Source organism: Gilvimarinus chinensis DSM 19667, from assembly GCF_000377745.1.
Taxonomy (GTDB): Bacteria; Pseudomonadota; Gammaproteobacteria; order Pseudomonadales; family Cellvibrionaceae; genus Gilvimarinus; species Gilvimarinus chinensis.
This window is the reverse complement of sequence record NZ_KB898712.1, coordinates 34,682-59,875: the sequence shown is the minus strand read 5'-3', so window position 1 is coordinate 59,875 and position 25,194 is coordinate 34,682. Positions and strand designations below refer to the sequence as shown.

The window sequence follows — 25,194 nt, the reverse complement described above, 5'->3', positions numbered from 1 at the left end:
TCAGGCGCTCCGCGCTGCGGCCGCACGGGCCATTACCGATTCAATCTCGGCGGTGGTTTTGGGTACCGCGTCGGTTAATACCTGATAACCGTCTTTGGTAATGGCGACATCATCTTCAATACGAATGCCGATACCACGCCACTTTTTGGCCACTGTTTCATCGTCCGGTGCGACATAAATTCCGGGCTCGACCGTCATTACCATACCCGGCTCAAGCACTCGCCATTCGCCGCCAACCTTGTAATCGCCCACATCGTGAACGTCCATACCGAGCCAGTGACCGATGCGATGCATGTAAAAACGACGATAAGCGCCCTCGTCAATCAGCGTATTTATCTCCCCTTCTAACAGGCCTAAGTCCAGCAGCCCCTGGGTAATGGTTTTTACCGAGGCCTCATGGGGCTCATTCCAATGCGCACCCGGCTTAAGGGTGGCAAAGGCGGCGTTCTGAGCGTCCAATACGATATCGTAAAGCGCTTTTTGCGCCTCGCTGAAACGACCATTCACGGGAAAGGTACGGGTAATATCGGCGGCGTAATATTCCAGTTCGCAACCTGCGTCTATCAGCACCAGATCGCCATCTTTTAGCGCTGCACTGTTCTCCACATAGTGAAGAATGCAGCCATTTTTACCCCCGCCAACAATGGAGCTATACGCCGGATGGCGGGCACCGGCCATGGCAAACTCATGCAGAATTTCTGCTTCAAGCTGATACTCCATAACGCCGGGCTGGCAATATTCCATGGCGCGCACATGGGCACGGGCAGAAATGTCTCCGGCCTCTTGCATTACCCGCAGTTCGGCGGCGCTTTTGTACAAACGGTTGTCGTGAAGAAAGTGCGCCAAATCCAAAAACTCACCGGGCGGCGTCGCGCCTGAGCGCACCTTGGCGCGAATGGTATTCACCCATTCCATCACCTGGCGATCAAAGCCAGCGTCTTTCCCCATGGCGTAGTAGACACGCTCGCGGCCCTCCAGCAGACCGGGCAGAATATCGTCGATATCATCCACAGGGAACGCGTCATCCGCACCGTATTCACGGCAAACCCCATCGGGCCCGGCACGGTAGCCGTCCCATATCTCGCGCTCAGGGTCGCGGTCGCGACAGAACAGCACAAACTCACCGTGCTCACGCCCGGGAATCAATACCAGTACCGCCTCGGGTTCGCTAAAACCGGTCAGGTAGTAGAAGTCGCTGTCTTGCCGGTAAAGGTATTCGGTATCGCGCGAGCGAGTTCGCTCTGGCGCCGATGGCACAATGGCAATACTGTTAGGCTCCATCACCGCCATTAAGGCTTTGCGGCGACGGGCAAATTCGGCTTTGCTAATTCTCATAGGGATCAATGCAGAGTTCCGGAGTCGGGTGTTACTGGGGCTGAGGCGGCGGCATCGCTACCATGAAAGGCCTGATATAGCGTCAGAGCGGACATGCGCACATACTCCGCCACTTCGATAAAATCAGATTCAGCACTGGCGGCATCATTGTCACTGGACTCGATTTGCACGATGGCCGAAAAATCTTCCAGGGTATCGGCAATGTCCGGGTTGACTTCACCTTGCTCAACGGCTCCAGACGCGCCGAAACCACTTAAAAAGCCATGACACCACTGCGACAGCGCCTCAACCCGCTCGGACATACTTTGCTCATCATCGGGCAGCAGCAACACAAAGCTGAAACCTTCGCCGCCCAGTTGGCCTCGGGTTTGTTTTAAAAAGTCCAGCAGCGCATCGGTGGTGGCTTGATCCGGCTCATCGGTCAGCGCCATAAAATCATTCACCAAACGCAGCCAGTCCGCTTCATTTAGCGGTGTACCGCACAGGCGACCGCAGAGCATTCCCTGCAACTCCGCCGGGCTGTTCAACGCCTCAAGCGGGGCAAAACGTTCATCCCACAGCTCAAAGCCATTGACCAGTTTTTCAATTTCAGACATAAAAATTCTCCTAAATCTGCCCTATGCTAGCACAGGGCTCAATTGGCACTCTTGAGCCTTATCAATACCAAACAAAAACACCTTTGATATTGGTGCACTGCGCACATAAACTAGAAAGCACTTTAAGATCGATTGCAGCCTTTGCCGAGGCGCAATATAGTAGTCGCACAATTCAAATTGGTCACCTGCCCATGTCAGACGAACCGTTAAAAACCCTGGAAGTCAAACTGGACGAGCTGCTGCGCCAGTGCAGCCGATTACAGCAGGAAAACACCGAACTTAAACAACGCGAAGAAGATTGGCAGCGCGAAAGAGTGCGGCTAGTGGAGAAAAATGAACTGGCCCGTTCGCGAGTTGAGGCCATGATTTCGCGCTTAAAAAGTCTGGAAGCTGAATAAACGAGGCCCACTGTGAGCAACGAAACCGTACACGTCAGGATTCTGGACAAAGAGTATCAAGTGGCCTGCCCTCCAGAAGAGCGCAGTGCCCTGCTGGAGTCGGCGCAGATTCTCGATGAGCGTATGCGTATGATTAAACGAGGCGGCGGGGTTATGGGGCTGGAGCGTATTGCGGTGATGGCGGCGCTGAACCTGAGCCATGAGCTACTGCAAGCCAAGTCCACCAGCACCGCTAACGGTATTGATAGCGAATCGCTTAACCGTATGCAGAACAAAATTGAAGCGCAACTGGATAAGCTTAGTACTCGTTAATCTAGCGAAGCTTTTGGGAGATTCCCCAATCTTTGTTACAATACTTTCATACCCTGGGATGTTCGCCAGTCGACGATGTCCTTGAGCCGATAATGCTGTACCCGGTAGCTCTTCGCTGGTGTTTGTGAGCATGTCCGCACGTCCGGAAAGCCTAATAACATCGCTGGAGCCACCCCTTGAACTTTAGGGTTCAAGGCCCACTCGACAGCGGCATCTTGGGGTTGTTTAATTCTCACCTATGACCGAATCTCGTCACACCCTCCGTAAAACGCTGCGCCAACGCCGCCGCGCACTCACACCTCAGCAACAAACACGTGCGAGCCATCTGCTCGTAAAACACCTGCAGCGCCACCCCTGGCTGCAAAGCGCGCGCAAAGTCGCCCTCTACTGGCCTGCAGATGGCGAGCTGGACCCGCGGCCACTGACTAAAGTTTTGTGGCAAAAAGGGGTTAAATGTTATTTGCCTGTTTTGCACCCCTGGAGTCAACGCCAGCTCTGGTTTACCCCATTGACTCAAAACACCCGCTTGCGCCGCAACCGCTTTGGTATCCCCGAACCGATAACACACCGCAGCGCGCCCCTTTCGGCCCGCCATCTCGACATCGTTTTTATGCCTTTGGTCGGGTTTGACCGAACCGGAGGCAGGCTGGGAATGGGGGGTGGTTTTTACGACACAACCTTTGCTTTTAAAAGACGACAGCCTGGCAATAGTCGCCCCAAACTGATCGGCTTGGCGCACGGATGCCAGGAGGTAGAGAAATTGCCGCTGGAGCCCTGGGACATCCCCTTGGCAGCGGTGGTGACGGAAAAGGGAGTTGTGTTCGGAAAATAACCGGGGTGCGGCGCAGCATCACCCACCGCACCCCGTCATGGGATTTACCAATTAACTTAAAAAATACTGGTAGGCTTCGTTATCGGTTTCTTCCCAAAACGGATAATGAATTTCCGCTAAAAACTTACGCACCTGCGCTCGCTCTTTGGCCGGCACTTCCATGCCCACAAGCACCCGCCCGAAAGCTGAGCCATGATTGCGATAGTGAAACAAGGTTATGTTCCAGCGCCCCGCCACCAGATTTAAAAACTGCAATAAGGCACCGGGACGTTCGGGGAATTCAAAGCGAAACACCATTTCTTCCGCAACACCCGAAGCGTGACCACCCACCATGTGACGGATATGCAGCTTGGCAAGCTCATTATCGGTCATGTCCACCAAGTCGTAGCCTTGGCTGCGTAAATCACTCACCAGCTCATCGCGGTCGTTGGGGTCTGCCGAGACCTGCACACCGACAAAAATACGGGCTTTATCGGCATCAGCGTAGCGATAATTAAATTCGGTAATGCTGCGTTTACCCAACGCCTGGCAAAAATCTTTGTACGCACCGGGACGCTCAGGAATGGTAACCGCCAGAATAGCCTCGCGCTTTTCGCCGATTTCGGTGCGCTCAGAGATATAGCGCAAACGGTCAAAATTAATATTCGCACCACTGTCGATGGCCACTAACGTCTGGCCGCTAATGCCGTGCTCAGCCACATATTTTTTCAAGCCCGCCACACTGACCCCGCCCGCAGGCTCGGCAATGGAACGGGTATCTTCAAAAATATCTTTTATACCCGCGCAAATTTCGTCGGTATTGACGGTAATAACCCCGTCGATATTGTCTTTAATGACCTTAAAGGTCTCTTTGCCAATCTGCGCCACGGCCACACCATCGGCAAAAATACCCACTTGCGGCAGCTTCACCCGGCGCTTTTTCTCCATGGCCGCCGCGAGGCACGCAGATTCTTCGGACTCGACCGCAAACACTTTCACGTCGGGGCGCACATACTTCACATACGCCGCTACACCGGCACACAAGCCTCCGCCACCGACGGCGACAAAAATAGCGTCGATGTGCTTGGGGTACTGACGTAAAATTTCCATCGCCACCGTGCCCTGCCCGGCGATAACATCCGGGTCATCGAACGGGTGAACGTAGGTGTAGCCTTTTTCTGCAATCAACTTTTGCGTATGGGCCGCAGCCTCGTCAAAATTATCGCCGTGCAGTACCACTTTAGCGCCGCGGGCGCGCACCGCATCCACTTTAATCGCTGGAGTCGTACGCGGCATGACAATGGTCGCCTTAACCCCCAAGTGCTGCGCACTCAGCGCCAGCCCCTGAGCGTGATTGCCAGCCGATGCCGCGACAACGCCTTTATCGCGCTCGGCGTCCGTGAGCTGCAACAGCTTGTTGTAAGCACCGCGAATTTTAAAGCTGAATACCGGCTGCAGATCTTCACGCTTAAGCAACACTTTGTTGTCCGTGCGCTGCGACAATAAACGCGCGTCATCCAGCGGTGTTTCCACAGCCAAGTCGTAAATACGCGCATTGAGAATTCGTTTGATGTAGGAGTCTGTCATAAACACTCGTGGGCCGGTAAAGTCAGTCGCCGCATGATAAACAATTTACTCTTCGGTTACACCCGAACTTGCCGCACAGATACCTGCGAATTTGCAGCTCAGCGCTTATAATAGCAGCACACTTTCTTCTCGAGGTCGCCATGAATCAGGATCAGCTCAAGCAGGCCGTTGCCCGCGCCGCCATCGACTATATTGCTCCCAAGTTGGAAACAGACAGCATTCTCGGCATTGGCACAGGCTCTACCGCCAACTTTTTTATCGATATGCTGGGCGAACTTAAAGACGACTTTGCTGGCGCCGTGGCCAGCTCAGACGCCTCTGCCAGTAAACTTAAAGCTCTTGGCATTACTGTGCTGGATTTAAACGAAGTGAGCGAGTTGGTCGCCTACGTCGATGGTGCCGACGAATCCAACGCCCAGCTGGCGCTGATCAAAGGTGGCGGCGCCGCGCTGACCCGCGAAAAAATTGTTCGCGCCGTCGCTCGCGAGTTTGTCTGTATTGCCGACGAAAGCAAGTGGGTCAAAGTGCTGGGGGAGTTTCCGCTACCGGTTGAGGTCATTCCCATGGCGCGCTCTTACGTCGCCCGCGAACTGGTAAAACTGGGCGGCGACCCGGTGTACCGTGAAGGCGTCGTGACCGACAACGGCAATGTCATCCTCGACGTGCACAACCTGTCGATTATCGACCCCAAAGATCTGGAGCTGAAAATCAACCAGATTACCGGCGTGGTGGCCAACGGCTTATTTGCCCATCAGGGGGCGGACGTTTTACTGCTGGGCCGCCGTGCGGGAGTCGAGACTATCTACCCAAAGTAAACTCTCGAGCTCGCCAAAGTAAGCGATCGAGCGGCCAGCCGCTCGACGGCAGAAACAAAAAAGCCCGACCATTACTGGCCGGGCTTTTTTGCGAGAGGTCAAAACCAACTTACTTGATTTTGCCTTCTTTGTAGATCACATGCTTACGAGCAACGGGATCAAATTTTTTGATCTCCATTTTCTCAGGCATGGTGCGCTTATTTTTGTCGGTCGTGTAGAAATGACCGGTGCCGGCACTAGAGTTCAGACGAATCTTCTCGCGCATGACTTTATCTCCTCAATTAAACCTTCTCACCACGCGCGCGCAGATCAGCCAAAACAGCTTCAATGCCACGCTTATCGATTACGCGCATGCCTTTAGCTGATACGCGCAGTTTTACAAAACGTTTTTCCGCCTCTACCCAAAAACGGTGAGAGTGCAGATTAGGCAAAAAACGACGCTTGGTGTGGTTCTTTGCGTGAGATACATTGTTTCCAGTTACGGGACGCTTGCCGGTAACCTGACATACCTTAGACATGGTGTTGCCTCTTATACCAAATTAATCGCGCTGCGCCACTTCCACGAACGCCCCGTTCAGAGCGGCCCAGAGCAAGATTCATTATGCAGCCTGTGTGTATCAATGCGGCCTGAAACACGGGGTCCGTAACACTGGACTCGCCCTCAGGAGGCTTTACTTCAGCCATCGCTCGGTTACCCGGCCGCGAAGAGCCGCGTTTTATACCAAAAGAGCCTGCCAATAGCAACGTTTCGTTGCTTTTTTAGCCAGAATTTGCCGATTTTTTATCCTCAGGCGCTGTGGATTACAATAATCCACGCTCCGCAAAGGAGGTAACTTCGCCATCCCCCACCACCATGTGATCCAGTACCCGCACCCCCACAAGCTCCAGGGCCGACACCAATTTCTCGGTAATTCGCCGATCAGCCTGGCTGGGTTCAGCCACACCGGAGGGATGATTGTGAGCGAGAATCACCGCAGCGGCGTTACTGGCCAATGCCAGTTTTACCACTTCACGAGGGTAAACACTGGCACCATCCAAGGTGCCATAAAATAAGGGTTCGTAGCGAATTAATCGATGCTGGTTATCCAGCAACAACAGCGCAAAGACTTCACGGGGGCTATGGCGCAACTGAGCCACCAAGTACCGCCTGACCAAATCGGGGCTGGTAAGTGCATCACCCACTTGCAGCGATTCATTCAAATGACGGCGGGCCATTTCCAACACCGCCTGCAGCTGAGCAAATTTGGCATCACCCAAACCCTCGCCCCGGCAGAAAGCATTGCGCGGAGCCTCCATTAATGGCCGTAGCCCGCCAAATTCACTGAGTAATTCACGGGCCAAGTCCACCGCCGACTTACCCGCACAACCGGTGCGCAGGAAAATGGCCAATAATTCAGCGTCGGATAATGCCGCCGCGCCGCGCTCCAGCAGCTTTTCTCGGGGCCGCTCACCCACTGGCCATTGTGCAATTGACATTCAGACCTCCCTGTCCAATTTCGGTCACTTCAGTCAAGTTCATACACGAGATGTTTGCAAGCGAAGAGGAAAAATCTCACCACCAGGTCCATATTGAGACTTAATCCGGATTCGGTTAAATGTTATCTTAGGCGTCTAGTCACGAAGCGAGCACTCACTTGGCATGAGCACCCTGCAAAACAAACGCATACTGCTTGGGGTAACCGGCGGAATTGCCGCCTACAAAGCCGCCGAGCTGGTACGCCGCCTGCGCGATGGTGGCGCTGAAGTTAAAGTCGCCATGACCCGTGCCGCTTGTGAATTTATCACCCCCATGACCATGCAGGCGTTATCGGGCCAGGCGGTTCACACCTCATTGCTGGACCCGGCTGCCGAGGCCGCCATGGGCCATATTGAACTCGCGCGCTGGGCCGACGCCGTACTCATCGCACCTGCCAGTGCCGATTTTCTGGCCCGCCTGAATGCAGGCATGGGCGACGACCTGCTAACCACTTTGTGCCTGGCGACTCGTGCACCTATTTATATAGCCCCCGCCATGAATCAAGCCATGTGGGATTCGGCCAGCACCCAGGCGAACCTCTCACAATTACAATCGCGCGGTATTGGTGTTTTTGGGCCTGGCAGCGGCAGCCAGGCCTGTGGCGAAGTGGGCCTGGGCCGAATGCTCGAGCCTACCGAGCTGGCCGAGCGCCTAGCGGCCACTTTCAGTGCCGGAACCTTAACCGGTAAGACGGTTGTGATTACCGCAGGCCCCACCCGTGAAGCGGTGGATCCGGTGCGCTATATCAGTAATCACAGCTCCGGAAAAATGGGGTATGCGCTGGCCGAAGCGGCGCGAGAGGCCGGAGCCAAAGTCGTTTTAATCAGCGGCCCTTGTCATTTGACCGCCCCGGAAAACGTCGAGCTCCATCAAGTAGAAAGCGCCGAGCAAATGCTTGATGCGAGCCTGACAGCCGCAACAAACGCTCATATTTTTATCGCAGCCGCCGCCGTCTGCGATTATCGCCCCGCCAGCGTCAGTGAGCAGAAAATCAAAAAGCAGAATAATAATGGAAGCATGACGTTAGAGTTGATTGCGAATCCGGACATTATCGCCAGTGTGGTTGCCGCTCAACCGAAAGTATACAGCGTCGCCTTCGCCGCAGAGACCGAACGACTACTGGACCACGCGAAAACCAAACGTGAGCGCAAAGGCGTAAATTGTATTATCGCCAACGATGTCAGTGCCGCGGGCATCGGCTTTAATAGCGATGATAATGCCGTTACGTTTATTGATGAGACGACTGAGCTTACTCTCGACAAACGCAGCAAGTCGCAATTAGCGCGCGCACTGATTGACTTGCTGGCGGAAAAAAGTAAAAAAACAAAGGACAAGGCACTATGACCCAGCAACCGGGTAAACCCGCCGCAGCGCCGGACAGCGATAACGCCACCGAAGCCGACAAGCCCAAACTCACCCGGGGCGAAAAACGCGCGCAGGAGGCAAAGAAAAAGCTCCATGCTAAACGTCATCGACTGCTGTTTATTTTGGTCGGCGTAACCTTAGCTGTAAACGCCCTTATCGCCTACCTACTGCACGACTCGATGGTCGATCAAAAGCAGCAACAGCGCGTTCTTGAGGCATCCAAACAAAGTGCGGCATCCGCTGCAAACGCCATAGGCACCTACCTTGCCGAGCGAGCCAGCCTGGTTGAACAATGGAGCGCCGATCCGGAGTTATTAGCAGCGATCCAAACTAAGGATACGACAGCGCTCACTGCCATTACCACGCGCCTGAGCCAAAACACGGAGGATCTATTAGCACTGCGGGCTTATGCCGAGGGAGAAGAGGCGCTGGATACGGAACACTCAGCCCCCGTGCGTTATGCTGAGCTGGACCTGATCCGTCGAAGCACTCGGCGTCAAAATACACTGGCCGAAGTGGCACCACTGGAGTCTGGCTGGCAAATTCACATCGCTCGTCCAATACCTCCTCAAGGTGAGAAAAATGCCGCTGGGAGCCTATTAGCCACGTTTAAACCTCAGGCTGATCTCCAATCACTGACCCACGCGAACACACAGATGGGAAAATTTGAATTGCAGCAAACGTTCTCCCATCAAACCCCTTTACTACTCGCCAGTATTGGCAACGGCAATGCGGCACCAGCGGCGCAAGAGAAAGTTGCCAACAGTTATTTGAGCATCAAATTCACGGCATCACAAAAACTCGTGGATCAATCGGCAGAATTGCCCGGCATGTGGATTTTAGTCATTAGCCTGCTGGTTACCGCCGGCTTGATTCTTTCCCTGTTATTACCTCGCTTACTGGTGCGAACCAAGCAAGGAGCAGACGGGGCCGGCCTGATTCTCCCTAAACAATACAAAGACAACCGGGAAGAGAGCGAGGCCTCAGCGCCATCAGAAAGTCCAATCGCCGCATCGCAGCCAGGCAGCCTGTATCAATCGCAGGATATTCTGGACATCGAAGTGATTGAAGAAGATGCCGATATCCTCGGGCTCGACAGCGCCACACCGCGTAAAAAAGCCCCCGCCCAACCTACCTCACCCACTCCCCAGGTACAGGTGCCAGACCAAGTGTTTCGCGCTTACGATATACGCGGCAAGATCAGCGATGGCCTAACCCCTGAGCTGGCCATGCAAGTGGGCCTGGCCTTTGGCAGTGAAATACAAGATCAAGGTGAAACCTCCGTGGTGGTAGCTCGTGACGGCCGCACTCATAGCCCCGAGCTTTGCCAAAGCCTTATCGAAGGCTTATTAGCATCTGGCTGCGACGTCATTGATATTGGCCTGGTGCCCACGCCGCTGATGAATTTCGCCGCTCTCGAACTGCCCGAGACCAACAGCGGAGTCATGGTAACGGCCAGTCATAACGATGCTGAGTACAACGGTTTCAAAATGGTAGTTAATGGCCAATCGTTAGCCGACAGCGCCATCAAAGACATCCGTTCAAGAATCACACAACGCCACTACCTTGAAGGTGAGGGCAAGCTGCGAGAAGAAAACATTATTCCGGATTACATTGACCGTATCTTTTCCGATGTTGCGCTGGCCGGACAGGTCAGCGTAGTGATAGATGCCGGCAATGCTGTCACCGGTGTCGTTGCACCACAGCTATTTGAGGAACTAGGTTGCGACGTCATTCCGCTACACTGCGAACTGGACGGCAGCTTTCCCAATCACGCTCCCGACCCCAGTAGCGCCGCCAACCTGCAAGATTTAATCGCCAAGGTAAAAGAGACCCAGGCTGACATTGGACTCGCCTTCGACGGAGATGGTGATCGTCTGGTGGTGGTGACCCCATCGGGAAAAATTATCTGGCCCGATCAACTACTGATGCTGTTTGCCAAAGACGTTCTGTCTCGCAATCCAGGGGCTGATGTACTGTTTGATGTGAAGTGCTCAAAACAACTTAATCAACTAATTTCCAGCTATGGCGGTCGCCCTATTATGTGGAAGACCGGCCACTCTCACATGAAACAAAAAATGCAAGAAACCGGTGCCTTAATAGGTGGTGAGTACTCTGGTCATATCTTTATTAAAGAGCGCTGGTATGGCTTTGATGACGGGCTTTATGCGGCAGCCCGCTTACTGGAGATTATCACCCTGCGAGACCAGTCTATTGATGATGTCTTCGCTTCTTTCCCGATGCTTCCCAGCACACCAGAAATTCGGATGCCGATCGACGAAAAAGAAAAGTTCGCACTGATAGAAAAACTGTGCAACCAAGGTGACTTTCAAAATGGTAAAGCAACCACTATTGACGGTTTGCGAATCGACTTTTCAAAAGGCTGGGGGTTAGTGCGAGCCTCCAATACGGCCGCCGAAATCACCTTGCGTTTCGAAGCTGAAAACGAAGAAACACTGAACAAATTAAAGCAGTTATTTAAACGCGAACTGCTTAAAATCGACAAAACTCTCAATTTGGAATTTTAATTATGTCTCTTGATCGCGATGCAGCGATGAACATTGCCAAGGTGTTAACCGAGGCTTTACCGTATATTCAGCGCTTTACCGGCAAAACCATTGTAGTGAAGTTTGGCGGCAACGCCATGGTCGACGAAGAGCTGCAAAACAGCTTTGCCCGCGACATTGTCATGATGAAACTGGTGGGCATGAACCCCATTGTGGTTCACGGCGGCGGCCCACAAATTGGCGATCTGTTAGGCAAGCTCAATATCGATTCCAAGTTCGTCAATGGCATGCGCGTAACCGACAGCAAAACCATGGACGTGGTGGAGATGGTTTTAGGCGGCACCGTTAACAAACAAATCGTCAGCCTCATTAATCGCAACGGCGGCGAAGCCATCGGTGTAACGGGTAAAGACGGGCAACTCATCCGTGCGAAAAAACTCGAAGTTAAAGCGCAGACACCTGAAGTTTCCACCTCAGAAATTATCGATATCGGTCACGTGGGGGAAGTAGCCTCTATTAATAAATCCGTTATCGATATGCTGCTTAACAGCGACTTTATCCCCGTTATCGCCCCTATTGGTGTGGGTAAAGACGGTGCCTCGTATAACATCAACGCCGACTTGGTAGCCGGAAAAATCGCCGAAGTCCTGCAGGCGGAAAAACTGATGCTGCTTACCAATGTCGCAGGGCTAATGAATAAAGACGGCGAAATACTTACCGGCCTTTCCACCTCTCAGGTCGATGAACTGATTGCCGACGGCACCATTTACGGCGGCATGTTGCCAAAAATCAGCTGCGCCCTGGACGCCGTGAAATGTGGCGTCACCTCTGCACATATTGTAGACGGCCGAGTTTCTCACGCCGTACTGCTAGAGATCTTTACCGATGTCGGTGTGGGCACCTTAATCACCAACAAATCGCTTTAAACATCGCTCGAATCAATCGGACACATTGCCAGGAAGAGTTTGCGCTATGAGCAAAACGAACCAAAAAGTATCGCGTCGCCAGCAGATCCTGGAGGCGCTGGCTCACATGCTAGAAGCCAGCCCCGGTGCACGTATCACCACAGCGGCCCTCGCCAAAGAGGTGGGGGTATCGGAAGCTGCGCTTTACCGCCACTTTCCCAGCAAGTCAAAAATGTTCGAAGGGCTGATTGAGTTTGTCGAAGAAACCATTTTCTCGCGCATTAAACTGATTTTAAGTGAAGAGCCGGCGGCGATTGACCGATGTGAAAAGATCCTGTTTTTATTGCTGAGTTTCACTCAGCGCAACCCAGGGATTACCCGCCTGTTAACGGGTGATGCATTAACAGGCGAAACGGGAAGGCTGCGAAATCGTATTGCTCAACTTTTTGAGAGAATCGAAACTCAAATCAAACAGATTTTACGCGAAGCGGAGTTACGCGAGGGGCTGCGGCCAACTTTACCACTCTCTGCAGCGGCCAATTTATTGTTATGCCTAGCTGACGGGCGTATCACCCAGTTTGTACGCAGCGAATTTAAACGGCAACCCACCGAGTACTGGGCAGATCAGTGGCAAACAATAGCCGCTGGGCTCATGACACCGGTGACAATCAGTACCGTCTAAGAGCTAATCTCTTTGAATCGCTCGATATCGCGGTCATATTTGGCCGCCTTGTCGTCCAGCTCTTGCGTACGCGCCTTAATTAACTTTCGCAGTTCGTACGCCTCAACCTCTAGGTTTTCAATATTTTTCAAAATGGCCGCTGATACGTCATTGCCATTACGCTCCATAATGCCCGCACGTCGCTGCTGATCTTCCAACTGGGCTACTATGCCGATTAAATTCGACTGCAGCAGGCTGACGTTGCCCTGTAACTCACTCAAAGCCCGTTTTTTAGCCGACTGAATATCTTTAACCGAGCTAAAACGCCGCTTTAAATGAGTGTCCCACTCTGCCAAAGCAGCTTCTCGACGAAGCTTCTCCGCGTACTTTACGGCGTTTTCACCCTTCGGCGCTGGCGGTACAGTTTTTAGGATACGACCTGTATCGGTAATAATTTCGTAACCCTTCGCCGCTGCATCCGGTGGAATACTTTGATTCACCATCAAACTACCGTTATCGCTTTTATAGCGAAACAGCACATCACCCAGGTCGACCTCATCCTCCGCAGCCAGAATCTGACCGCAACTGAGCATCATGCATAAACCCAGCACCTTAGCGCTCAAGTGTTTAAACATCAGTGTTTTCCTCCGCTACACGCCGTAGCTCTCACGGTAGTTTTTAATAGCCTCTAGCCGATCAGAACCACCCTGTTGCTCAAGATAGCTGATAATATCGCCCAGAGTAATAATGTTTACCACAGGAATCTGGTAGTCGCGCTCCACCTCACCGATTGCTGAAAGCTCGCTTTTACCGCGCTCTTGCCTGTCTAAGCCAATCACTACCCCCGCAGGTTTAGCACCGGCGGCGGTCAGAATCTCCATCACTTCTCGCACGGCGGTACCGGCGGTAATCACATCATCCACTATCAGCGCTCGGCCCTGCAGCGGGGCTCCTACCAGCGTACCGCCCTCTCCGTGATCTTTCGCTTCTTTTCGGTTAAAACAATAAGGCACATCTTTATTGTGATGCTCGGCCAAGGCCACGGCGGTAGCACTGGCCAAAGGAATCCCTTTATAGGCAGGGCCAAAAATCAAATCAAACTCTACCCCTGCGTCCTCAATCGCCTGGGCATAGAACCTTCCCAGTGCCGCTAAACCTTGGCCGCTTTGAAAAAAACGTCCCGCATTAAAGAAATAAGGGCTCGAACGACCAGACTTCAGAGTAAACTCACCGAATAAGAGCGCCTTTTTGGCAATAGCTAGCTCGATAAACTCACGCTGATAATCTTTCATATTGAGGCCTTCTTGTAGAGATTTCGTCAAAACGCGCTATTATAATGAAACGCGCGCGGCGCGCACTGCCGCTCTGGAGGCGATTTTTTAACCAGAAATCATAAAAAAATGTTAAAAAATCACGCCGAAACCGTGGGTCTCTTGCCAACCCATACCACAACCGCTTCCGGCTCGGGTATCATACACAGTCCGCAACTAAGGGGCTAACATGAGAGTTATCAGTCTGAGCGTCGATGGCATATTCCAGGCGGCGCAACGTGGCCTGTACGAATGGCTAGACAGTCAGGACGCTGACATTATCTGCCTGCAGGATTTACGTGCACTCGAATACGAGCTGGACGACGATATTTTTCACCCGGAAGGCTACTTCGCGTATTTCTTCGACTCTGGAACACCGCACTATAACGGTGTGGCCATCTATACCCGCAAACAGCCCAAAGCACTGATCTTTGGGCTTGGTTTTTCGTCGGGCGTAGATATGGAAGGCCGCTATCTGCAAGTGGATTACGAACACATGAGCATTGGCTCGCTACTCGCCCCCAGCGCCAGCTCGGAAGTCGAGTCCCAGGAAGTGAAAATTAAGTTTTTTGATGACCTGCAAGCTCACATGGATAAAATTACTCGCAAACGCCGCGAGTATATCTTTTGCGGCAATTGGCAAATGGCCCATACCCCCCGCGACGTCACGGACTCAGACGCACTGCAAAGTGAATCAGGGTTTTTACCCCACGAACGCCAGTGGCTGAGCCAACTGTTCAATCAGATTGGCTATGTGGACGCATTCCGCCGCGCCATTCGCGACCCGGATGAATACAGCTGGTGGCCCAGCGGAAAAATCGGTACAGGCCCCGGCTGGCGTACCGACTTCCAAGTGGCCTCCAACGCGATTGGCCAGCGCGTGGAGTATGGTGCTATTTACAAAAACGGCCAGTTCTCCAGCCATTTGCCGGTGATTGTCGATTACGATATGGAATTGTAAGGCATGGGGGGCAAAGCCGACGGTGAACGAATACAGCGTTCACCGTCGGCCCCTAACTCTTATCCCGCTGCCAGCGCTTCGCGCTGTAACTTGTTCAGCTCGGCAATCCCTTCTTTGGCAAGGGTTAACATCGCCGCAAACTCCTGCTCGGTAAAAGGCTCGGCCTCGGCAGTACCCTGAATTTCAATAATGCCGCCATCGTCTGCCATCACAACGTTCATATCGGTATCGGCGTTGGAATCCTCTGGGTAATCCAAATCCAATACCGGCTCGCTCTGATAAATACCCACAGACACAGAGGCAATTGCGCGCAGCAACGGACTTTCTTTTACCAAACCCTGCTTCTGCATCCAGGCCATGGCGTCGGCTACTGCAACCCAGGCACCGGTAATCGAGGCAGTGCGGGTTCCACCGTCGGCCTGTATAACGTCACAGTCGATGTGCAAGGTGTTTTCACCCAGCTTGGTTAAATCCACCGCAGCGCGTAAAGAACGGCCTATCAAGCGCTGGATTTCAACGGTACGGCCACCCTGCTTACCCCGGGCCGCCTCACGATTCATGCGCGTACCGGTAGAGCGTGGCAGCATACCGTACTCAGCAGTAAGCCAACCCTGGTTCTGGCCACGTAAAAATGGCGGCACACCCGGCACAACGCTCGCGGTACAAATGACTTTAGTCTCACCAAACTCGACCAACACCGAACCCTCGGCATGACGAGTGAAGTTGCGGGTTATTTTGATATCACGCAACTGATTACTGAGGCGACCACTGGGTCTTTGCATACTTCAAATCCTGTATTGGGACGGCGTTAAGTCGCCGTCGTGTATGGTACTATCACATGTTAACGTCTAAGCACCGCACCAGGCCAGCGGCCAGCAGAGGAAGTTCCATGCCACGCAGTATGACCGGCTTTGCCCGTACCGAACACAAATATTCTGATTACACGCTGATCTGGGAAGTGCGCAGCGTCAATCACCGCTATCTGGAAATGTATTTACGCCTACCGGAAGAATTCCGCGAAATTGAAACCGCTCTGCGCGAGACGACCCGAAAGAAACTACAACGCGGTAAAGTCGAGCTCAGTCTGCATTTTCTACCAGAGCACAGTGGCAGCAGCCAAATCGGCCTGGATGCAGAGCGCTTAAAACAATTGTCCGACGCCTGCCAAAGAATCAGCGCGCAACTGCCCAATTGCGCCCCCATTAATCCTCTTGAGGTTCTCCGCTTTCCTGGGGTACAAGCCGCCCAGGAAACCGACAAAGAGGCTTTACTGCGAAATGCCCTTAGCCATTACGAACAGACGCTCGACCAGCTCATTGAGCACCGCACCCGTGAAGGTGCAGAACTCGCCGGGTTTATTGAGCAACGCTTAGAGGCCATTGGCCAGCAAGTGAAGGATGTTCGATCGCGCCTACCTGAAATACTCGCCAACCAGCGCGAAAAGCTGCTGGAAAAAATCAGCGCCTTGCAAATTGAGCTAGACCCGGATCGTTTAGAACAGGAAGTAGTGCTGCTCGCGCAAAAGGCCGATGTTGACGAAGAGCTAGACAGACTGGACACGCACATTCAAGAAGTGCGGCGCACATTAAAGCAAAAAAACTCTCTGGGTAGACGCCTGGACTTTCTTATGCAAGAGCTCAACCGTGAAGCCAATACGCTGTCGTCCAAATCCATCGTCAGCGAAACCACACAAGCTGCGGTTGAATTGAAAGTGTTAATTGAACAAATGCGTGAACAGATCCAAAATATTGAATAGTGCGTAACGCGAGTTTACCTATTCGTCGGGCGCTCAGACACTCAAGAGAACCGATCATTGTCGGAGTCAAATCTGGTACGGACAAACGATACCAGCCTCCGCTCTCAAAGAAAAAGAGTCCCCCAGAGCGTCGATTCTAACCCTGCCAGTAAAACACCTCTTCCAGGGGCACCGCAAAAACTTGAGCGATACGGAATGCTGTCTCTAAGGTGGGTGAGTATCGTCGCTGCTCAATCGCTGCCACCGTCTGTCGCGTGACACCCACGGCATCACCCAGCTCGGACTGCGTCATCGCACCGTGGGCTTCGCGCAGTTCACGCACCCGATTGCCAATGGGTAACTTTTTCGCCATTACAAACTCGCCGTGCGAAAGTAAACGATTTGCAACAGATACTCCGCCACCTGGCCGATAATCAAACTGGCGAAAACACCGTAAAACAATAAATGGCCGCTGTAGGAAAATAAGTACACCGCCAGCGATAACATAATTAAAAAGCCCATTACCCGCCCGGCCTGACTCTCTGCGCGGTCGGCTATTTGTTTTTCACGCTCATCCGGTGCGGCATTGGCCTCTTTTGGCGACATCAGCGCGGCCGCAATATGACCCACCACTGCAATCACCACCAATATAACGGTGTACACCAACAGTACCGGCAACAGCGGCGGCGCCAAACCATCGGCAGTAGAAAGAGACAACACGTTGTAAAAGTACAGTGCAGCGGTCAGCACCAAGGTCGCCAACATCACCCAGGCAGATTTTTCTTGAAAGCCCATCACCTTACCCTCAATGTTAAGTATTATTAACATTGAATGTTAGCGACCAATTCAAAGCATGTCAAATATTTTTAATATGTCAACAGATTAACTTTAAATCCCTTTTGCAAGCTTTAAAATTTTTTTCGGATCATAGCCTCGCACCACCTCTCCATCGATCACCATCAGCGGCACGCCGCGGCCTTCTAGCGCTTTATAGTCACGCTCGCCTTTCACAGATTTTTCGATGTCATACTCGGTGTAAGCGATGCCATGGTCGCGTAACAGCTCACGGGTTTTCTTGCAGTAGCCACACCAGCTGGTGGCATAAAGCACCACCTCACCCTCATAGCCTGCAGCGATTTCAGCCTCGGGCACAAAAGGATTGGGCACCCAGCCCACCTTCATTAATAGGGCAACGCTTAGTATTAAAAAGAAGAGTTGTTTCATCTCTTTCCTTGATACTTATTAAGTGAATAGAAGCTTACGCAAAAAACCAGTAACCCAGTAGCGTCGCAGCAAACATACCCGCGCCATCGGCAATTAACGCGCATAGCAGCGCATAACGGGTACGAGTAATGGCGACCGCACCACAGTATACCGCCAACACATAAAAGGTGGTTTCGGTACTGCCTTGATACACCGCCGCCAGACGCCCGGCGAAAGAATCGGCGCCATAGGTTTCCATGGTTTCGATCATTAACGCCCGTGAACCCGAGCCGGAGAAAGGTTTCATAATCGCGGTGGGTAAGGCATCAACAAAGCGGGTGTCACCACCAAAAAACGCGACCAGAACGCGCACCTGCTCCAGCAGCAATTCCAATACGCCAGAGGCGCGCAAAAGACCAAGTGCAAAAAGCATGGCCACCAGGTAGGGAATAATACTGATAGCAATATCAAATCCGTTTTTTGCCCCGGTAATAAAGGCATCGTACATTTTCACGCGACGAAAAAAACCATAGGCAAACAACCCCGCAATAAGCATCAGCAGGGTCAAATTACCCACCACAGCCGATTGCTTACCGATTTCACCGTCGGCAACGCTGGCCGCCAGCAAACCGCCCAGCAGTAACGCTGCACCTATAAAATAAGCCAGTACCACGGGCGAGAGAATTTTTAGCTTTTGTATCCAGGCGACGGTCAGTAAGCCGACTAAGGTAGAGCAGCTGGTGGCCAGCAATATGGGCAAAAAAACATCGGTAGGCGCCGCCGCTCCCAGTTGCGCCCGGTATACAAAAACGGTGGTGGGTATTAGTGTCACCGATGAGGTATTGATCACCAGAAATAATATTTGTGCGTTGCTGAGTATCGCCGGGGTTTGGTTGTGCACTTGCAAGTCGCGCATGGCCTGAATGCCCGCAGGCGTAGCGGCATTATCCAGGCCCAGCATATTGGCCGCCATATTCATGCTGATGCTGCTGATGGCTTTATCACCACGCGGCACCTCGGGCATTAACCGACTGAACAGCGGCGCTAACCCCGCGGCCAGTTTTGCACTTAAGCCGCTCACGTTGGCTATTTCCATCAGCCCCAACCAAAAACACATAACGCCAATTAAACCCAGGCAAATCTGTGTCGCCAGTGCGGCCATTTCAAACAGCGATGCAACTAACGCATCGGCTGTTTGAGGCTCGCCCAATAAGCTGGCGCCAATGCCCCACAACAAGGAAATAAAAATTAAGCCAGCCCAGATTCTATTCAGCAAAATACACCCTTATACGAATCACGCAAAAGGCCGTCAGTATACAACGCGGAAGAGGCAAAGGAGGGAAGGCGCATCCTTGCGCCCAGCAGTCATCCTGAATCAGCAGCCGAGATTGCTGCCCGGAGTCACGCCTAAAATTTGCGTGAAGTCTTGGTACAGATTAATGCGGCTTTGCACCTGAGCGGGGTGACCACCGTTACACTCAAGCGAACCATTAATAGTACGAATGGTTTCACCAAAGCCCTGATCGTTCACCATAGACTGGTGCGCCGGACGGTAGCCCGCGCCACTTTGGGTCATCCAAAACCACAAGGCGGTACGCCAAGCCGTCGTGGCATTTTGCGCGACTTGATCGGGGTTGGACCACAAATCCAAGCCAAGAGCCTGGCCTGCGGTACAGTAGTTGTAATTCCAACTCAATTGAATGGGCCCACGACCGTAGTAGCGTTTACCCGGTGCACATACACCGCAGGCTGTAGCGCCGCCCGAGCAGTATTCACCTTTAGCGATTTCCTCAATGTAATACAAACCGCCGGTTTCGTGAGAAAAGTTCGCCAGCGCTGCGGCCGCCTCGCGTTTTTGTGTGGTGAGGTTACCTGTAGTCGCAAAGGCCGGGAAAGTGGCCGCCGCATTCACCAAACCCGCATACGTGTAAAAGCCGTTGCGGTTGGGGAACATCTGGTTGAACTGCGCCTCACTCACGATAGAGGAGAAACCGTTACCACCACCCACGCTTGATGAAGAACTACTGCCGTTGCCGCCGGGGCATGAGGGTGTTGGCTCCCAAAACCAGGTACTGATGGTTGGGTCATAACCGGGGTTATCGTGCTCTGCAAGATAGTAAGAGCCCTGATACAACACCACGTCACCCGCGTAATAGATTGCGTTTGACGACCACACCGGACAATTACCACCGCCAACGGACGAGCTGCTGGAGCTGATAGATGAAACACTGGAACTCACCGATGAGCTGGACGAGCTCACAGAGGATGAACTACCAGAGCCATCGCAGCCACCAAGATCATTCCAAGCGTTTGTCCAGGCCCAACCTTCACCCGGAGCGTAGGGCCCGCCGATAGAACACCAGCCGCTCACACTGCATTGATAAGCCGCGTTATTATTTTTCACCACAGCACCGTTACTGTAGGCACTGCCATCAACATATTGAGACGTGCCCGAACAATTGTAAGCCTGAGCTGAGGCGCTAAAACATAAAGCCAGCGAAGCTGACACCCATAAAGAGCGTAATTTCATAGTGATTTCCTTTCTGTGTATTTGGAGTTTTTAACCGCTATACATCAGCGAGCTTCACCACAACGGGAGGGATGTCTTACTGCTGCTACAGACGTGGGCATCATCTGCACAAAGACGGTGTTCTATTGTTATAGCGTTATGGACGCATAGGCGCGGATTCAAACTACGCCACTTAGACAACGTTGTCAAAATCAGTATAGCCAAAATACGATCAGCGTCCCAAAACAGCCCTGCCCCAGGCTAAAACGTTTAGTTCGTCATCCTTCGGACAAAAGAGTGCAAGGGTAGATAAAACTCGTGCGGTTATTCCCTGTGGTATATAAAGTAGAGCAGGGTTTACTGATGACTTTCCTTTCCGCGCCAACAATATTCAAGGCTCTACGTTAATTAAGCTTGTCGCCTCTATTGTGGTGTTAGACATACTCACCACCACCGCTATACCGCGCTTTCTCGACCTTAAATAGGCATCCATTGATGCTCAATGTTAATGCGCTATCGGCAACCAACTGCATTAAGCACCGCACTGGTAGTCGAGGTACAAAAATCCTGTTGTTAAAAATAAAAACGACAGGAAAAATGTAACTGTCACTTTGAATATAACAACCGTATGACAAGCATCACAAATAAGAAATCAATCTGTTAAACAACGCCAGCTTTACGCATCGTTCATATCTAACAGATATAATTTATCCTTTTTCATATTCTCCAAACAAATAATATTTTTCTAATTTTTGTCTCTTCCCTATGTTACACCTGATTCCAAAAGTAACAGTTAAAGAAACACTCTGAGATAATATTTGAATCTCTGTTATACAACCAGAAAAAATCGTGTAGGCTCCCTTTCCGACGTTGCATGTGGGTGATGTAGGTCTTAAATCAGCTTATTAATAGCGTTTTAAAACACAATAAATAAAGATCTGAAGTTCTCATCCAATTCGACCAGTGCCTTGTATTCGTCTCCAGCAGGCGATCATTTTAAACATACATCAGCCAGGTTTATGTTGTGGGTATTGCACCCTAAAAATTAATCGCCTGTTATTTTTCATCACACGAATAATAGGTCAAGATCCATGAAACTACCTCAGTACATTCTCGCAGCTTCTATAGCTTCTGCAGGTACTTATGCCCATGCAGCCACCTTTGTCATTGAAAAATATGGCACGGGTTATTCAATCGACGGTAATGGTGGTGCTCAAGTGGGGCAACAAATTTACCTCTGGGGAACCAACCTCAATAACGCCAACCAACAGTGGGTACAACTGGACCGAGGGAACGGTTATTACTCGTACAAAAAACAAAACACCAACCTCTGCTGGGATGCTGGCGGCGGCGGAGCGCGCAACCAAGCAGTTACTTTGCAGGAATGCAATGCCGGAAACTACAACCAACACTTTTCCAAAGTAAAAATTTACGATGGCACCGAAGTTTATCGGTTTCAAAAACGCAACGCGGCAGGATTTTCTTTAGACGGTAACGGTGGTGCTGCTGATAGACAGTCTATCTATCTTTGGAACTCGAATAGCGACAATATTAACCAGCAATGGGAGCTCTTTCGAGTGGATGACGGAGGCACCAGCGGAGGGGGCTCAAGCGATAATAAACTCGCTGTAGACACCGCGTTTGATGACGGTAGCAGCCACGCCAACTACCCCGCCTCTAAAGCGGTGGACGGCAATACTGACTGGGCATCACGGTGGGCGGCGTCTGGCTCACCGGTTAATTTAACCATTCAGTTAGAAGAGGTTAGCGAAGTTACCGAAGTGGGCATTGCCTGGGGTCGCGGTGACTCTCGTGCGTATACTTTTGAAATTTACGCGCGCCCTGGTACGAGCGGATCGTGGACCAAGGTGTACGATGATGTCAGCAGCGGTTCTACTGCCGGTATTGAAGTGTTTGACATTACCGATATAGAAGCGCAACAGATTCGTGTTAAAACCTTTGAAAATACCTCAGGCAGCACCTGGACAAACATTACTGAAGTCGAAGTGTACGGCGCAGAGGGAAGCGGCTCTGGCGGCGGTGATAACGGTGGTGGAGACAATGGCGGTGGCAACGTTCCCCCGGGTTCAGCAAATGTTCCCTCTGACTTGATGAGCAACTGCAACCAGTGGAAAATCACTTACCCTGACGGCGTTGAAGACAAAACTCTGTGTGGTGAAGATAACAACGAGTACTTCTATGTAAACGACGCTGGCAACGGTATTGTCTTCTTCGCTCCGGTGCGCGATGGCAACGGCACTACACCTAACTCCAGCTATATTCGCTCTGAGCTGCGCGAACGCGAAGCCGATGGCAGTAAAGATATTTACTGGACTACGTCGGGTCAGCATGTCGTCTATGTTAAGCAAGCCATTACGCACCTACCCATTGTCAAAAGCCACCTGGTTGCCACGCAAATTCACGGCAACAAGGACGAGGGTATTGATGACGCCCTGGTGCTGCGCTTAGAAGATTCGCACTTATTCCTGAGCTTTAACGGCGGTAAATTGCGTAGCGATGTCACCGTTACCAACAACTATAGCCTGGGTACCAACCACGAGGTTATCTTTGAAGTAATCGATGGCAAACACTACGTCTACTACAGTGAAGACGGCAACCTGGAAAGTGCTTATAACTCGGGCAATGCGGACCAGTACCTGGTGCGCGACGGTTCTAATGATTATGTGATGGACCGCAGCTACGGCGATGCCTATTTCAAAATCGGTAATTACACTCAAAGTAACGCCGAGAAAGAAGGCAGCGAAACCGGAAAATCTGATAACTATGGCGAAGTGGTTGTTTATGACTTCTGGGTAGATCATCAGTAATTGAAGTTCCGGCCCACGGGCCGAATATGATCTTCTCACCCGATCACACTCGCCTGTGATCGGGTGACTTTCTCCTTACTTTTTAAATTTAGACCCTGCACGCAGGCAGACAGCCCTGTGCGCCCTTTCTATGAGTTTTTATCGGCTAGATATAACAATAGGTACTGACTACGATGACGATGTATAAATTTTTACTCGCCGCTTCTCTCGCCGTTACTGGCAGCCTGTCCCAGGCGGCCACTTTTGTTATGGAAAAGCACGGCACTGGACACGCTATCGATGGTAATGGCGGCGCCCAGACGGGCCAGCAATTGTATTTATGGGAAACCAATCTCACTAACCTTAACCAGCATTGGGTTCAACTAGACAGAGGCAATGGCTACTACGCCTATAAAAAAGAGAACACCAACCTCTGTTGGGATGCTGGTAGCGGCGCCTCACGCCAACAAGCCGTCACCTTACAAGAATGCGATGAAAGTAATTACGACCAGCACTTTGCTAAAGTTAAGGTGTATCCGAGCAGCGAAATTTACCGTTTCGCAAAACGTGGTGCGCAAGAGTTCTCTCTCGATGGGGGAGGCGATGCGGCCAACCGACAAGACATTTATCTGTGGAGTTCCAACAGCGATAACATTAATCAGCAATGGCAGCTGTTTCGTGTAGATGACAGTAACGACCCAGACGAAGACAGCAACGACAATACCCTTGCCATTGCTACCGCGTTTGATGACGACAGCAGTCACAACAATTATCCTGCAGCAAACGCCATTGACGGAAGTACTAGTTGGGAGTCTCGATGGGCTGCTTCGGGTTCGCCTGTTAATTTGACTGTTGAGCTAGAAGAAGTCAGCCGAGTAACCGAGCTTGGCATTGCCTGGGGGCGCGGAGATTCTCGCGTTTACACGTTTGAAGTCTATGCTCGCCCGGGCACTAGCGGTAGCTGGACGAAAGTCTACGATGATATCAGTAGCGGCTCGAAGGCAGACATTGAAGTGTTCGACATTACTGACATTGATGCCAAACAACTGCGAATTAAAACCTTTGAAAACACATCGGGCAGCAGTTGGACTAATCTGACCGAGGTCGAGGTTTACGGTGGGGGCGAGAGTAATGGTGACCCCGGGAATGACGAAATCCCGGCTAATATTACCGACGGCAGCATTTTCGATTTGGAAGGTGCCAATCCGCATCCGCTGGTCAATTCATCGACACTGGTGTTTGTGCCTCTTGAGGCTCAGTATATATCGCCAAATGGCAACGGTTGGCGCCAGGAATACAAAGTTAAACAAAGCCTGCGGGTTGCCATGACCGACGTGTATGAAGTGTTTGAGGCAGACGTAAAAGTAGAAATGTCCGATGCCGGAAAAACCATTATCGCTCAGCATCATGCCGGCGGCTTAGGCACCATTATGAAACTGTACGTGTCCGACTCCTCAGAGTCTGGCTTTGACGACAGTGTGGCCGGAAACGGCATTTTTGATGTCTACGTACGTTTGCGCAATACCGATGGCGAAGAAGAAAAGTACGCCCTAGGCACCATTCGCAGCGGCGATAGCTTCGATTTTAAAATGGTGAACGATTACGGCTATGTCACCGTCTATGGTATGGGCCGTGCCTTTGGTATTCCGGTGGAGGATGATGCGGATTCTTACTTTAAGTTTGGCAATTACCTGCAATCGCAAAATACCTACACGCGGAAAAACTGCGGCGAGCCCGGCAATTCAGAATCTTTTGCCCAGTGTTTTACCGACTTAGGCATTACCGAATCTACCGTCACCATGACCAACGTAAGCTACACACGTATAGCAGATTAACTGTCACTGTATAAAATAAGCCGTGA

The 25,194-nt window shown here is 51.7% G+C and carries 26 protein-coding genes and 1 other RNA gene; 13 read left to right on the top strand and 14 right to left on the bottom strand.

Going from position 1 to position 25,194, the window contains the following annotated elements; translation table 11 throughout:
• A complete protein-coding gene (pepP, locus tag D568_RS0116190) occupies positions 1–1,335 on the bottom strand; it encodes a Xaa-Pro aminopeptidase (protein WP_020210651.1) in 1,335 nt (444 codons plus the stop codon).
• A 5-nt stretch (positions 1,336–1,340) separates the two neighbouring features.
• A complete protein-coding gene (locus D568_RS0116185; protein WP_020210650.1) occupies positions 1,341–1,931 on the bottom strand; it encodes a UPF0149 family protein in 591 nt (196 codons plus the stop codon).
• Between the two features lie 191 nt (positions 1,932–2,122).
• Between D568_RS0116185 and D568_RS0116180 the strand changes: the two genes are divergently transcribed.
• The 4 genes from D568_RS0116180 to D568_RS0116170 all read left to right on the top strand — a co-directional run bounded on the left by D568_RS0116180 (position 2,123) and on the right by D568_RS0116170 (position 3,473).
• Entirely contained in the window at positions 2,123–2,329 is a 207-nt protein-coding gene (locus tag D568_RS0116180; RefSeq protein WP_026287097.1) for a TIGR02449 family protein, read from the top strand.
• A 12-nt stretch (positions 2,330–2,341) separates the two neighbouring features.
• Positions 2,342–2,641, top strand: a complete 300-nt coding sequence (locus D568_RS0116175) for a cell division protein ZapA (RefSeq protein WP_020210648.1) — start codon at positions 2,342–2,344, stop codon at positions 2,639–2,641.
• 47 nt (positions 2,642–2,688) lie between these two features.
• Positions 2,689–2,867: non-coding RNA, 6S RNA (gene ssrS / locus D568_RS21530), on the top strand.
• Positions 2,868–2,879: 12 nt separating this feature from the next.
• On the top strand, positions 2,880–3,473 hold the full coding sequence (locus D568_RS0116170; protein WP_020210647.1) for a 5-formyltetrahydrofolate cyclo-ligase: 594 nt from the start codon (positions 2,880–2,882) through the stop codon (positions 3,471–3,473).
• Positions 3,474–3,524: 51 nt separating this feature from the next.
• On the opposite strand, the gene ilvA is transcribed toward D568_RS0116170, so the two are convergent.
• Positions 3,525–5,039 (bottom strand): threonine ammonia-lyase, biosynthetic, encoded by a 1,515-nt coding sequence (ilvA, locus tag D568_RS0116165; protein ID WP_020210646.1) that lies wholly within the window; start codon positions 5,037–5,039, stop codon positions 3,525–3,527.
• 140 nt (positions 5,040–5,179) lie between these two features.
• Between ilvA and rpiA the strand changes: the two genes are divergently transcribed.
• Positions 5,180–5,854 carry a ribose-5-phosphate isomerase RpiA gene (gene rpiA / locus D568_RS0116160; RefSeq protein ID WP_020210645.1) on the top strand — a complete coding sequence of 225 codons (675 nt, stop codon included), beginning with the start codon at positions 5,180–5,182 and terminating at the stop codon, positions 5,852–5,854.
• 109 nt (positions 5,855–5,963) lie between these two features.
• On the opposite strand, the gene rpmG is transcribed toward rpiA, so the two are convergent.
• The 3 genes from rpmG to radC form a co-directional block, all read right to left on the bottom strand.
• A complete protein-coding gene (gene rpmG / locus D568_RS0116155) occupies positions 5,964–6,119 on the bottom strand; it encodes a 50S ribosomal protein L33 (RefSeq protein ID WP_020210644.1) in 156 nt (51 codons plus the stop codon).
• Positions 6,120–6,135: 16 nt separating this feature from the next.
• The gene (gene rpmB, locus D568_RS0116150) at positions 6,136–6,372 is read right to left on the bottom strand and encodes a 50S ribosomal protein L28 (protein ID WP_020210643.1); all 237 of its coding nucleotides are present in this window, start codon (positions 6,370–6,372) and stop codon (positions 6,136–6,138) included.
• Positions 6,373–6,655: 283 nt separating this feature from the next.
• On the bottom strand, positions 6,656–7,330 hold the full coding sequence (gene radC, locus D568_RS0116145) for a RadC family protein (protein ID WP_020210642.1): 675 nt from the start codon (positions 7,328–7,330) through the stop codon (positions 6,656–6,658).
• A 163-nt stretch (positions 7,331–7,493) separates the two neighbouring features.
• Here radC and coaBC point away from each other — a divergent pair, with 163 nt between their 5' ends.
• From coaBC to slmA, 4 genes are read left to right on the top strand one after another with little or no spacing between them, the layout of a single operon-like run.
• Positions 7,494–8,714, top strand: coding sequence for a bifunctional phosphopantothenoylcysteine decarboxylase/phosphopantothenate--cysteine ligase CoaBC (gene coaBC / locus D568_RS0116140; protein ID WP_020210641.1), 1,221 nt, complete (start codon positions 7,494–7,496; stop codon positions 8,712–8,714).
• The gene (locus tag D568_RS0116135; protein WP_020210640.1) at positions 8,711–11,263 is read left to right on the top strand and encodes a phosphomannomutase/phosphoglucomutase; all 2,553 of its coding nucleotides are present in this window, start codon (positions 8,711–8,713) and stop codon (positions 11,261–11,263) included. Before coaBC ends, D568_RS0116135 begins: the two co-directional genes overlap by 4 nt.
• A 2-nt stretch (positions 11,264–11,265) precedes the next feature.
• Entirely contained in the window at positions 11,266–12,168 is a 903-nt protein-coding gene (gene argB / locus D568_RS0116130; protein ID WP_020210639.1) for an acetylglutamate kinase, read from the top strand.
• Positions 12,169–12,214: 46 nt separating this feature from the next.
• The gene (gene slmA, locus D568_RS0116125) at positions 12,215–12,829 is read left to right on the top strand and encodes a nucleoid occlusion factor SlmA (RefSeq protein WP_020210638.1); all 615 of its coding nucleotides are present in this window, start codon (positions 12,215–12,217) and stop codon (positions 12,827–12,829) included.
• Here the strand turns inward: slmA and D568_RS0116120 are convergent.
• Complete coding sequence (locus D568_RS0116120) at positions 12,826–13,443, bottom strand: hypothetical protein (protein WP_020210637.1); 618 nt, start codon at positions 13,441–13,443, stop codon at positions 12,826–12,828. The genes slmA and D568_RS0116120 overlap by 4 nt on opposite strands.
• Positions 13,444–13,458: 15 nt before the next feature.
• The gene (pyrE, locus tag D568_RS0116115) at positions 13,459–14,100 is read right to left on the bottom strand and encodes an orotate phosphoribosyltransferase (RefSeq protein ID WP_020210636.1); all 642 of its coding nucleotides are present in this window, start codon (positions 14,098–14,100) and stop codon (positions 13,459–13,461) included.
• A 208-nt stretch (positions 14,101–14,308) separates the two neighbouring features.
• Between pyrE and D568_RS0116110 the strand changes: the two genes are divergently transcribed.
• Positions 14,309–15,079 carry an exodeoxyribonuclease III gene (locus tag D568_RS0116110; protein ID WP_020210635.1) on the top strand — a complete coding sequence of 257 codons (771 nt, stop codon included), beginning with the start codon at positions 14,309–14,311 and terminating at the stop codon, positions 15,077–15,079.
• Between the two features lie 59 nt (positions 15,080–15,138).
• On the opposite strand, the gene rph is transcribed toward D568_RS0116110, so the two are convergent.
• Positions 15,139–15,861, bottom strand: a complete 723-nt coding sequence (gene rph, locus D568_RS0116105; protein ID WP_020210634.1) for a ribonuclease PH — start codon at positions 15,859–15,861, stop codon at positions 15,139–15,141.
• Between the two features lie 107 nt (positions 15,862–15,968).
• Between rph and D568_RS0116100 the strand changes: the two genes are divergently transcribed.
• Positions 15,969–16,835, top strand: a complete 867-nt coding sequence (locus tag D568_RS0116100) for a YicC/YloC family endoribonuclease (protein WP_020210633.1) — start codon at positions 15,969–15,971, stop codon at positions 16,833–16,835.
• A 136-nt stretch (positions 16,836–16,971) separates the two neighbouring features.
• On the opposite strand, the gene D568_RS0116095 is transcribed toward D568_RS0116100, so the two are convergent.
• The 5 genes from D568_RS0116095 to D568_RS0116075 form a co-directional block, all read right to left on the bottom strand.
• Positions 16,972–17,187, bottom strand: a complete 216-nt coding sequence (locus D568_RS0116095; RefSeq protein WP_020210632.1) for a helix-turn-helix transcriptional regulator — start codon at positions 17,185–17,187, stop codon at positions 16,972–16,974.
• Positions 17,187–17,642, bottom strand: coding sequence for a hypothetical protein (locus D568_RS0116090; protein ID WP_157497935.1), 456 nt, complete (start codon positions 17,640–17,642; stop codon positions 17,187–17,189). Before D568_RS0116090 ends, D568_RS0116095 begins: the two co-directional genes overlap by 1 nt.
• Positions 17,643–17,702: 60 nt before the next feature.
• Positions 17,703–18,038 carry a glutaredoxin family protein gene (locus D568_RS0116085; protein ID WP_020210630.1) on the bottom strand — a complete coding sequence of 112 codons (336 nt, stop codon included), beginning with the start codon at positions 18,036–18,038 and terminating at the stop codon, positions 17,703–17,705.
• A gap of 34 nt (positions 18,039–18,072) precedes the next feature.
• Entirely contained in the window at positions 18,073–19,293 is a 1,221-nt protein-coding gene (locus D568_RS0116080; RefSeq protein ID WP_020210629.1) for a nucleoside recognition domain-containing protein, read from the bottom strand.
• A gap of 99 nt (positions 19,294–19,392) precedes the next feature.
• On the bottom strand, positions 19,393–20,547 hold the full coding sequence (locus D568_RS0116075) for a glycoside hydrolase family 19 protein (RefSeq protein ID WP_020210628.1): 1,155 nt from the start codon (positions 20,545–20,547) through the stop codon (positions 19,393–19,395).
• Between the two features lie 1,070 nt (positions 20,548–21,617).
• Here D568_RS0116075 and D568_RS20465 point away from each other — a divergent pair.
• On the top strand, positions 21,618–23,354 hold the full coding sequence (locus D568_RS20465; protein ID WP_051084085.1) for a polysaccharide lyase family 7 protein: 1,737 nt from the start codon (positions 21,618–21,620) through the stop codon (positions 23,352–23,354).
• A 173-nt stretch (positions 23,355–23,527) separates the two neighbouring features.
• The gene (locus D568_RS21240) at positions 23,528–25,168 is read left to right on the top strand and encodes a polysaccharide lyase family 7 protein (protein ID WP_051084084.1); all 1,641 of its coding nucleotides are present in this window, start codon (positions 23,528–23,530) and stop codon (positions 25,166–25,168) included.
• The last annotated feature ends 26 nt before the right edge of the window (positions 25,169–25,194 follow it).

What these genes read in the sequence shown, in the direction of transcription:
- pepP (WP_020210651.1), bottom strand. Translation starts at nt 1,335, where the DNA reads ATGAGAATTAGCAAAGCCGAATTTGCCCGTCGCCGCAAAGCCTTAATG.
- D568_RS0116185 (WP_020210650.1), bottom strand. Translation starts at nt 1,931, where the DNA reads ATGTCTGAAATTGAAAAACTGGTCAATGGCTTTGAGCTGTGGGATGAA.
- D568_RS0116180 (WP_026287097.1), top strand. Translation starts at nt 2,123, where the DNA reads ATGTCAGACGAACCGTTAAAAACCCTGGAAGTCAAACTGGACGAGCTG.
- D568_RS0116170 (WP_020210647.1), top strand. Translation starts at nt 2,880, where the DNA reads ATGACCGAATCTCGTCACACCCTCCGTAAAACGCTGCGCCAACGCCGC.
- ilvA (WP_020210646.1), bottom strand. Translation starts at nt 5,039, where the DNA reads ATGACAGACTCCTACATCAAACGAATTCTCAATGCGCGTATTTACGAC.
- rpiA (WP_020210645.1), top strand. Translation starts at nt 5,180, where the DNA reads ATGAATCAGGATCAGCTCAAGCAGGCCGTTGCCCGCGCCGCCATCGAC.
- rpmG (WP_020210644.1), bottom strand. Translation starts at nt 6,119, where the DNA reads ATGCGCGAGAAGATTCGTCTGAACTCTAGTGCCGGCACCGGTCATTTC.
- rpmB (WP_020210643.1), bottom strand. Translation starts at nt 6,372, where the DNA reads ATGTCTAAGGTATGTCAGGTTACCGGCAAGCGTCCCGTAACTGGAAAC.
- radC (WP_020210642.1), bottom strand. Translation starts at nt 7,330, where the DNA reads ATGTCAATTGCACAATGGCCAGTGGGTGAGCGGCCCCGAGAAAAGCTG.
- coaBC (WP_020210641.1), top strand. Translation starts at nt 7,494, where the DNA reads ATGAGCACCCTGCAAAACAAACGCATACTGCTTGGGGTAACCGGCGGA.
- D568_RS0116135 (WP_020210640.1), top strand. Translation starts at nt 8,711, where the DNA reads ATGACCCAGCAACCGGGTAAACCCGCCGCAGCGCCGGACAGCGATAAC.
- argB (WP_020210639.1), top strand. Translation starts at nt 11,266, where the DNA reads ATGTCTCTTGATCGCGATGCAGCGATGAACATTGCCAAGGTGTTAACC.
- slmA (WP_020210638.1), top strand. Translation starts at nt 12,215, where the DNA reads ATGAGCAAAACGAACCAAAAAGTATCGCGTCGCCAGCAGATCCTGGAG.
- D568_RS0116120 (WP_020210637.1), bottom strand. Translation starts at nt 13,443, where the DNA reads ATGTTTAAACACTTGAGCGCTAAGGTGCTGGGTTTATGCATGATGCTC.
- pyrE (WP_020210636.1), bottom strand. Translation starts at nt 14,100, where the DNA reads ATGAAAGATTATCAGCGTGAGTTTATCGAGCTAGCTATTGCCAAAAAG.
- D568_RS0116110 (WP_020210635.1), top strand. Translation starts at nt 14,309, where the DNA reads ATGAGAGTTATCAGTCTGAGCGTCGATGGCATATTCCAGGCGGCGCAA.
- rph (WP_020210634.1), bottom strand. Translation starts at nt 15,861, where the DNA reads ATGCAAAGACCCAGTGGTCGCCTCAGTAATCAGTTGCGTGATATCAAA.
- D568_RS0116100 (WP_020210633.1), top strand. Translation starts at nt 15,969, where the DNA reads ATGCCACGCAGTATGACCGGCTTTGCCCGTACCGAACACAAATATTCT.
- D568_RS0116095 (WP_020210632.1), bottom strand. Translation starts at nt 17,187, where the DNA reads ATGGCGAAAAAGTTACCCATTGGCAATCGGGTGCGTGAACTGCGCGAA.
- D568_RS0116090 (WP_157497935.1), bottom strand. Translation starts at nt 17,642, where the DNA reads ATGTTAATAATACTTAACATTGAGGGTAAGGTGATGGGCTTTCAAGAA.
- D568_RS0116085 (WP_020210630.1), bottom strand. Translation starts at nt 18,038, where the DNA reads ATGAAACAACTCTTCTTTTTAATACTAAGCGTTGCCCTATTAATGAAG.
- D568_RS0116075 (WP_020210628.1), bottom strand. Translation starts at nt 20,547, where the DNA reads ATGAAATTACGCTCTTTATGGGTGTCAGCTTCGCTGGCTTTATGTTTT.
- D568_RS20465 (WP_051084085.1), top strand. Translation starts at nt 21,618, where the DNA reads ATGAAACTACCTCAGTACATTCTCGCAGCTTCTATAGCTTCTGCAGGT.
- D568_RS21240 (WP_051084084.1), top strand. Translation starts at nt 23,528, where the DNA reads ATGACGATGTATAAATTTTTACTCGCCGCTTCTCTCGCCGTTACTGGC.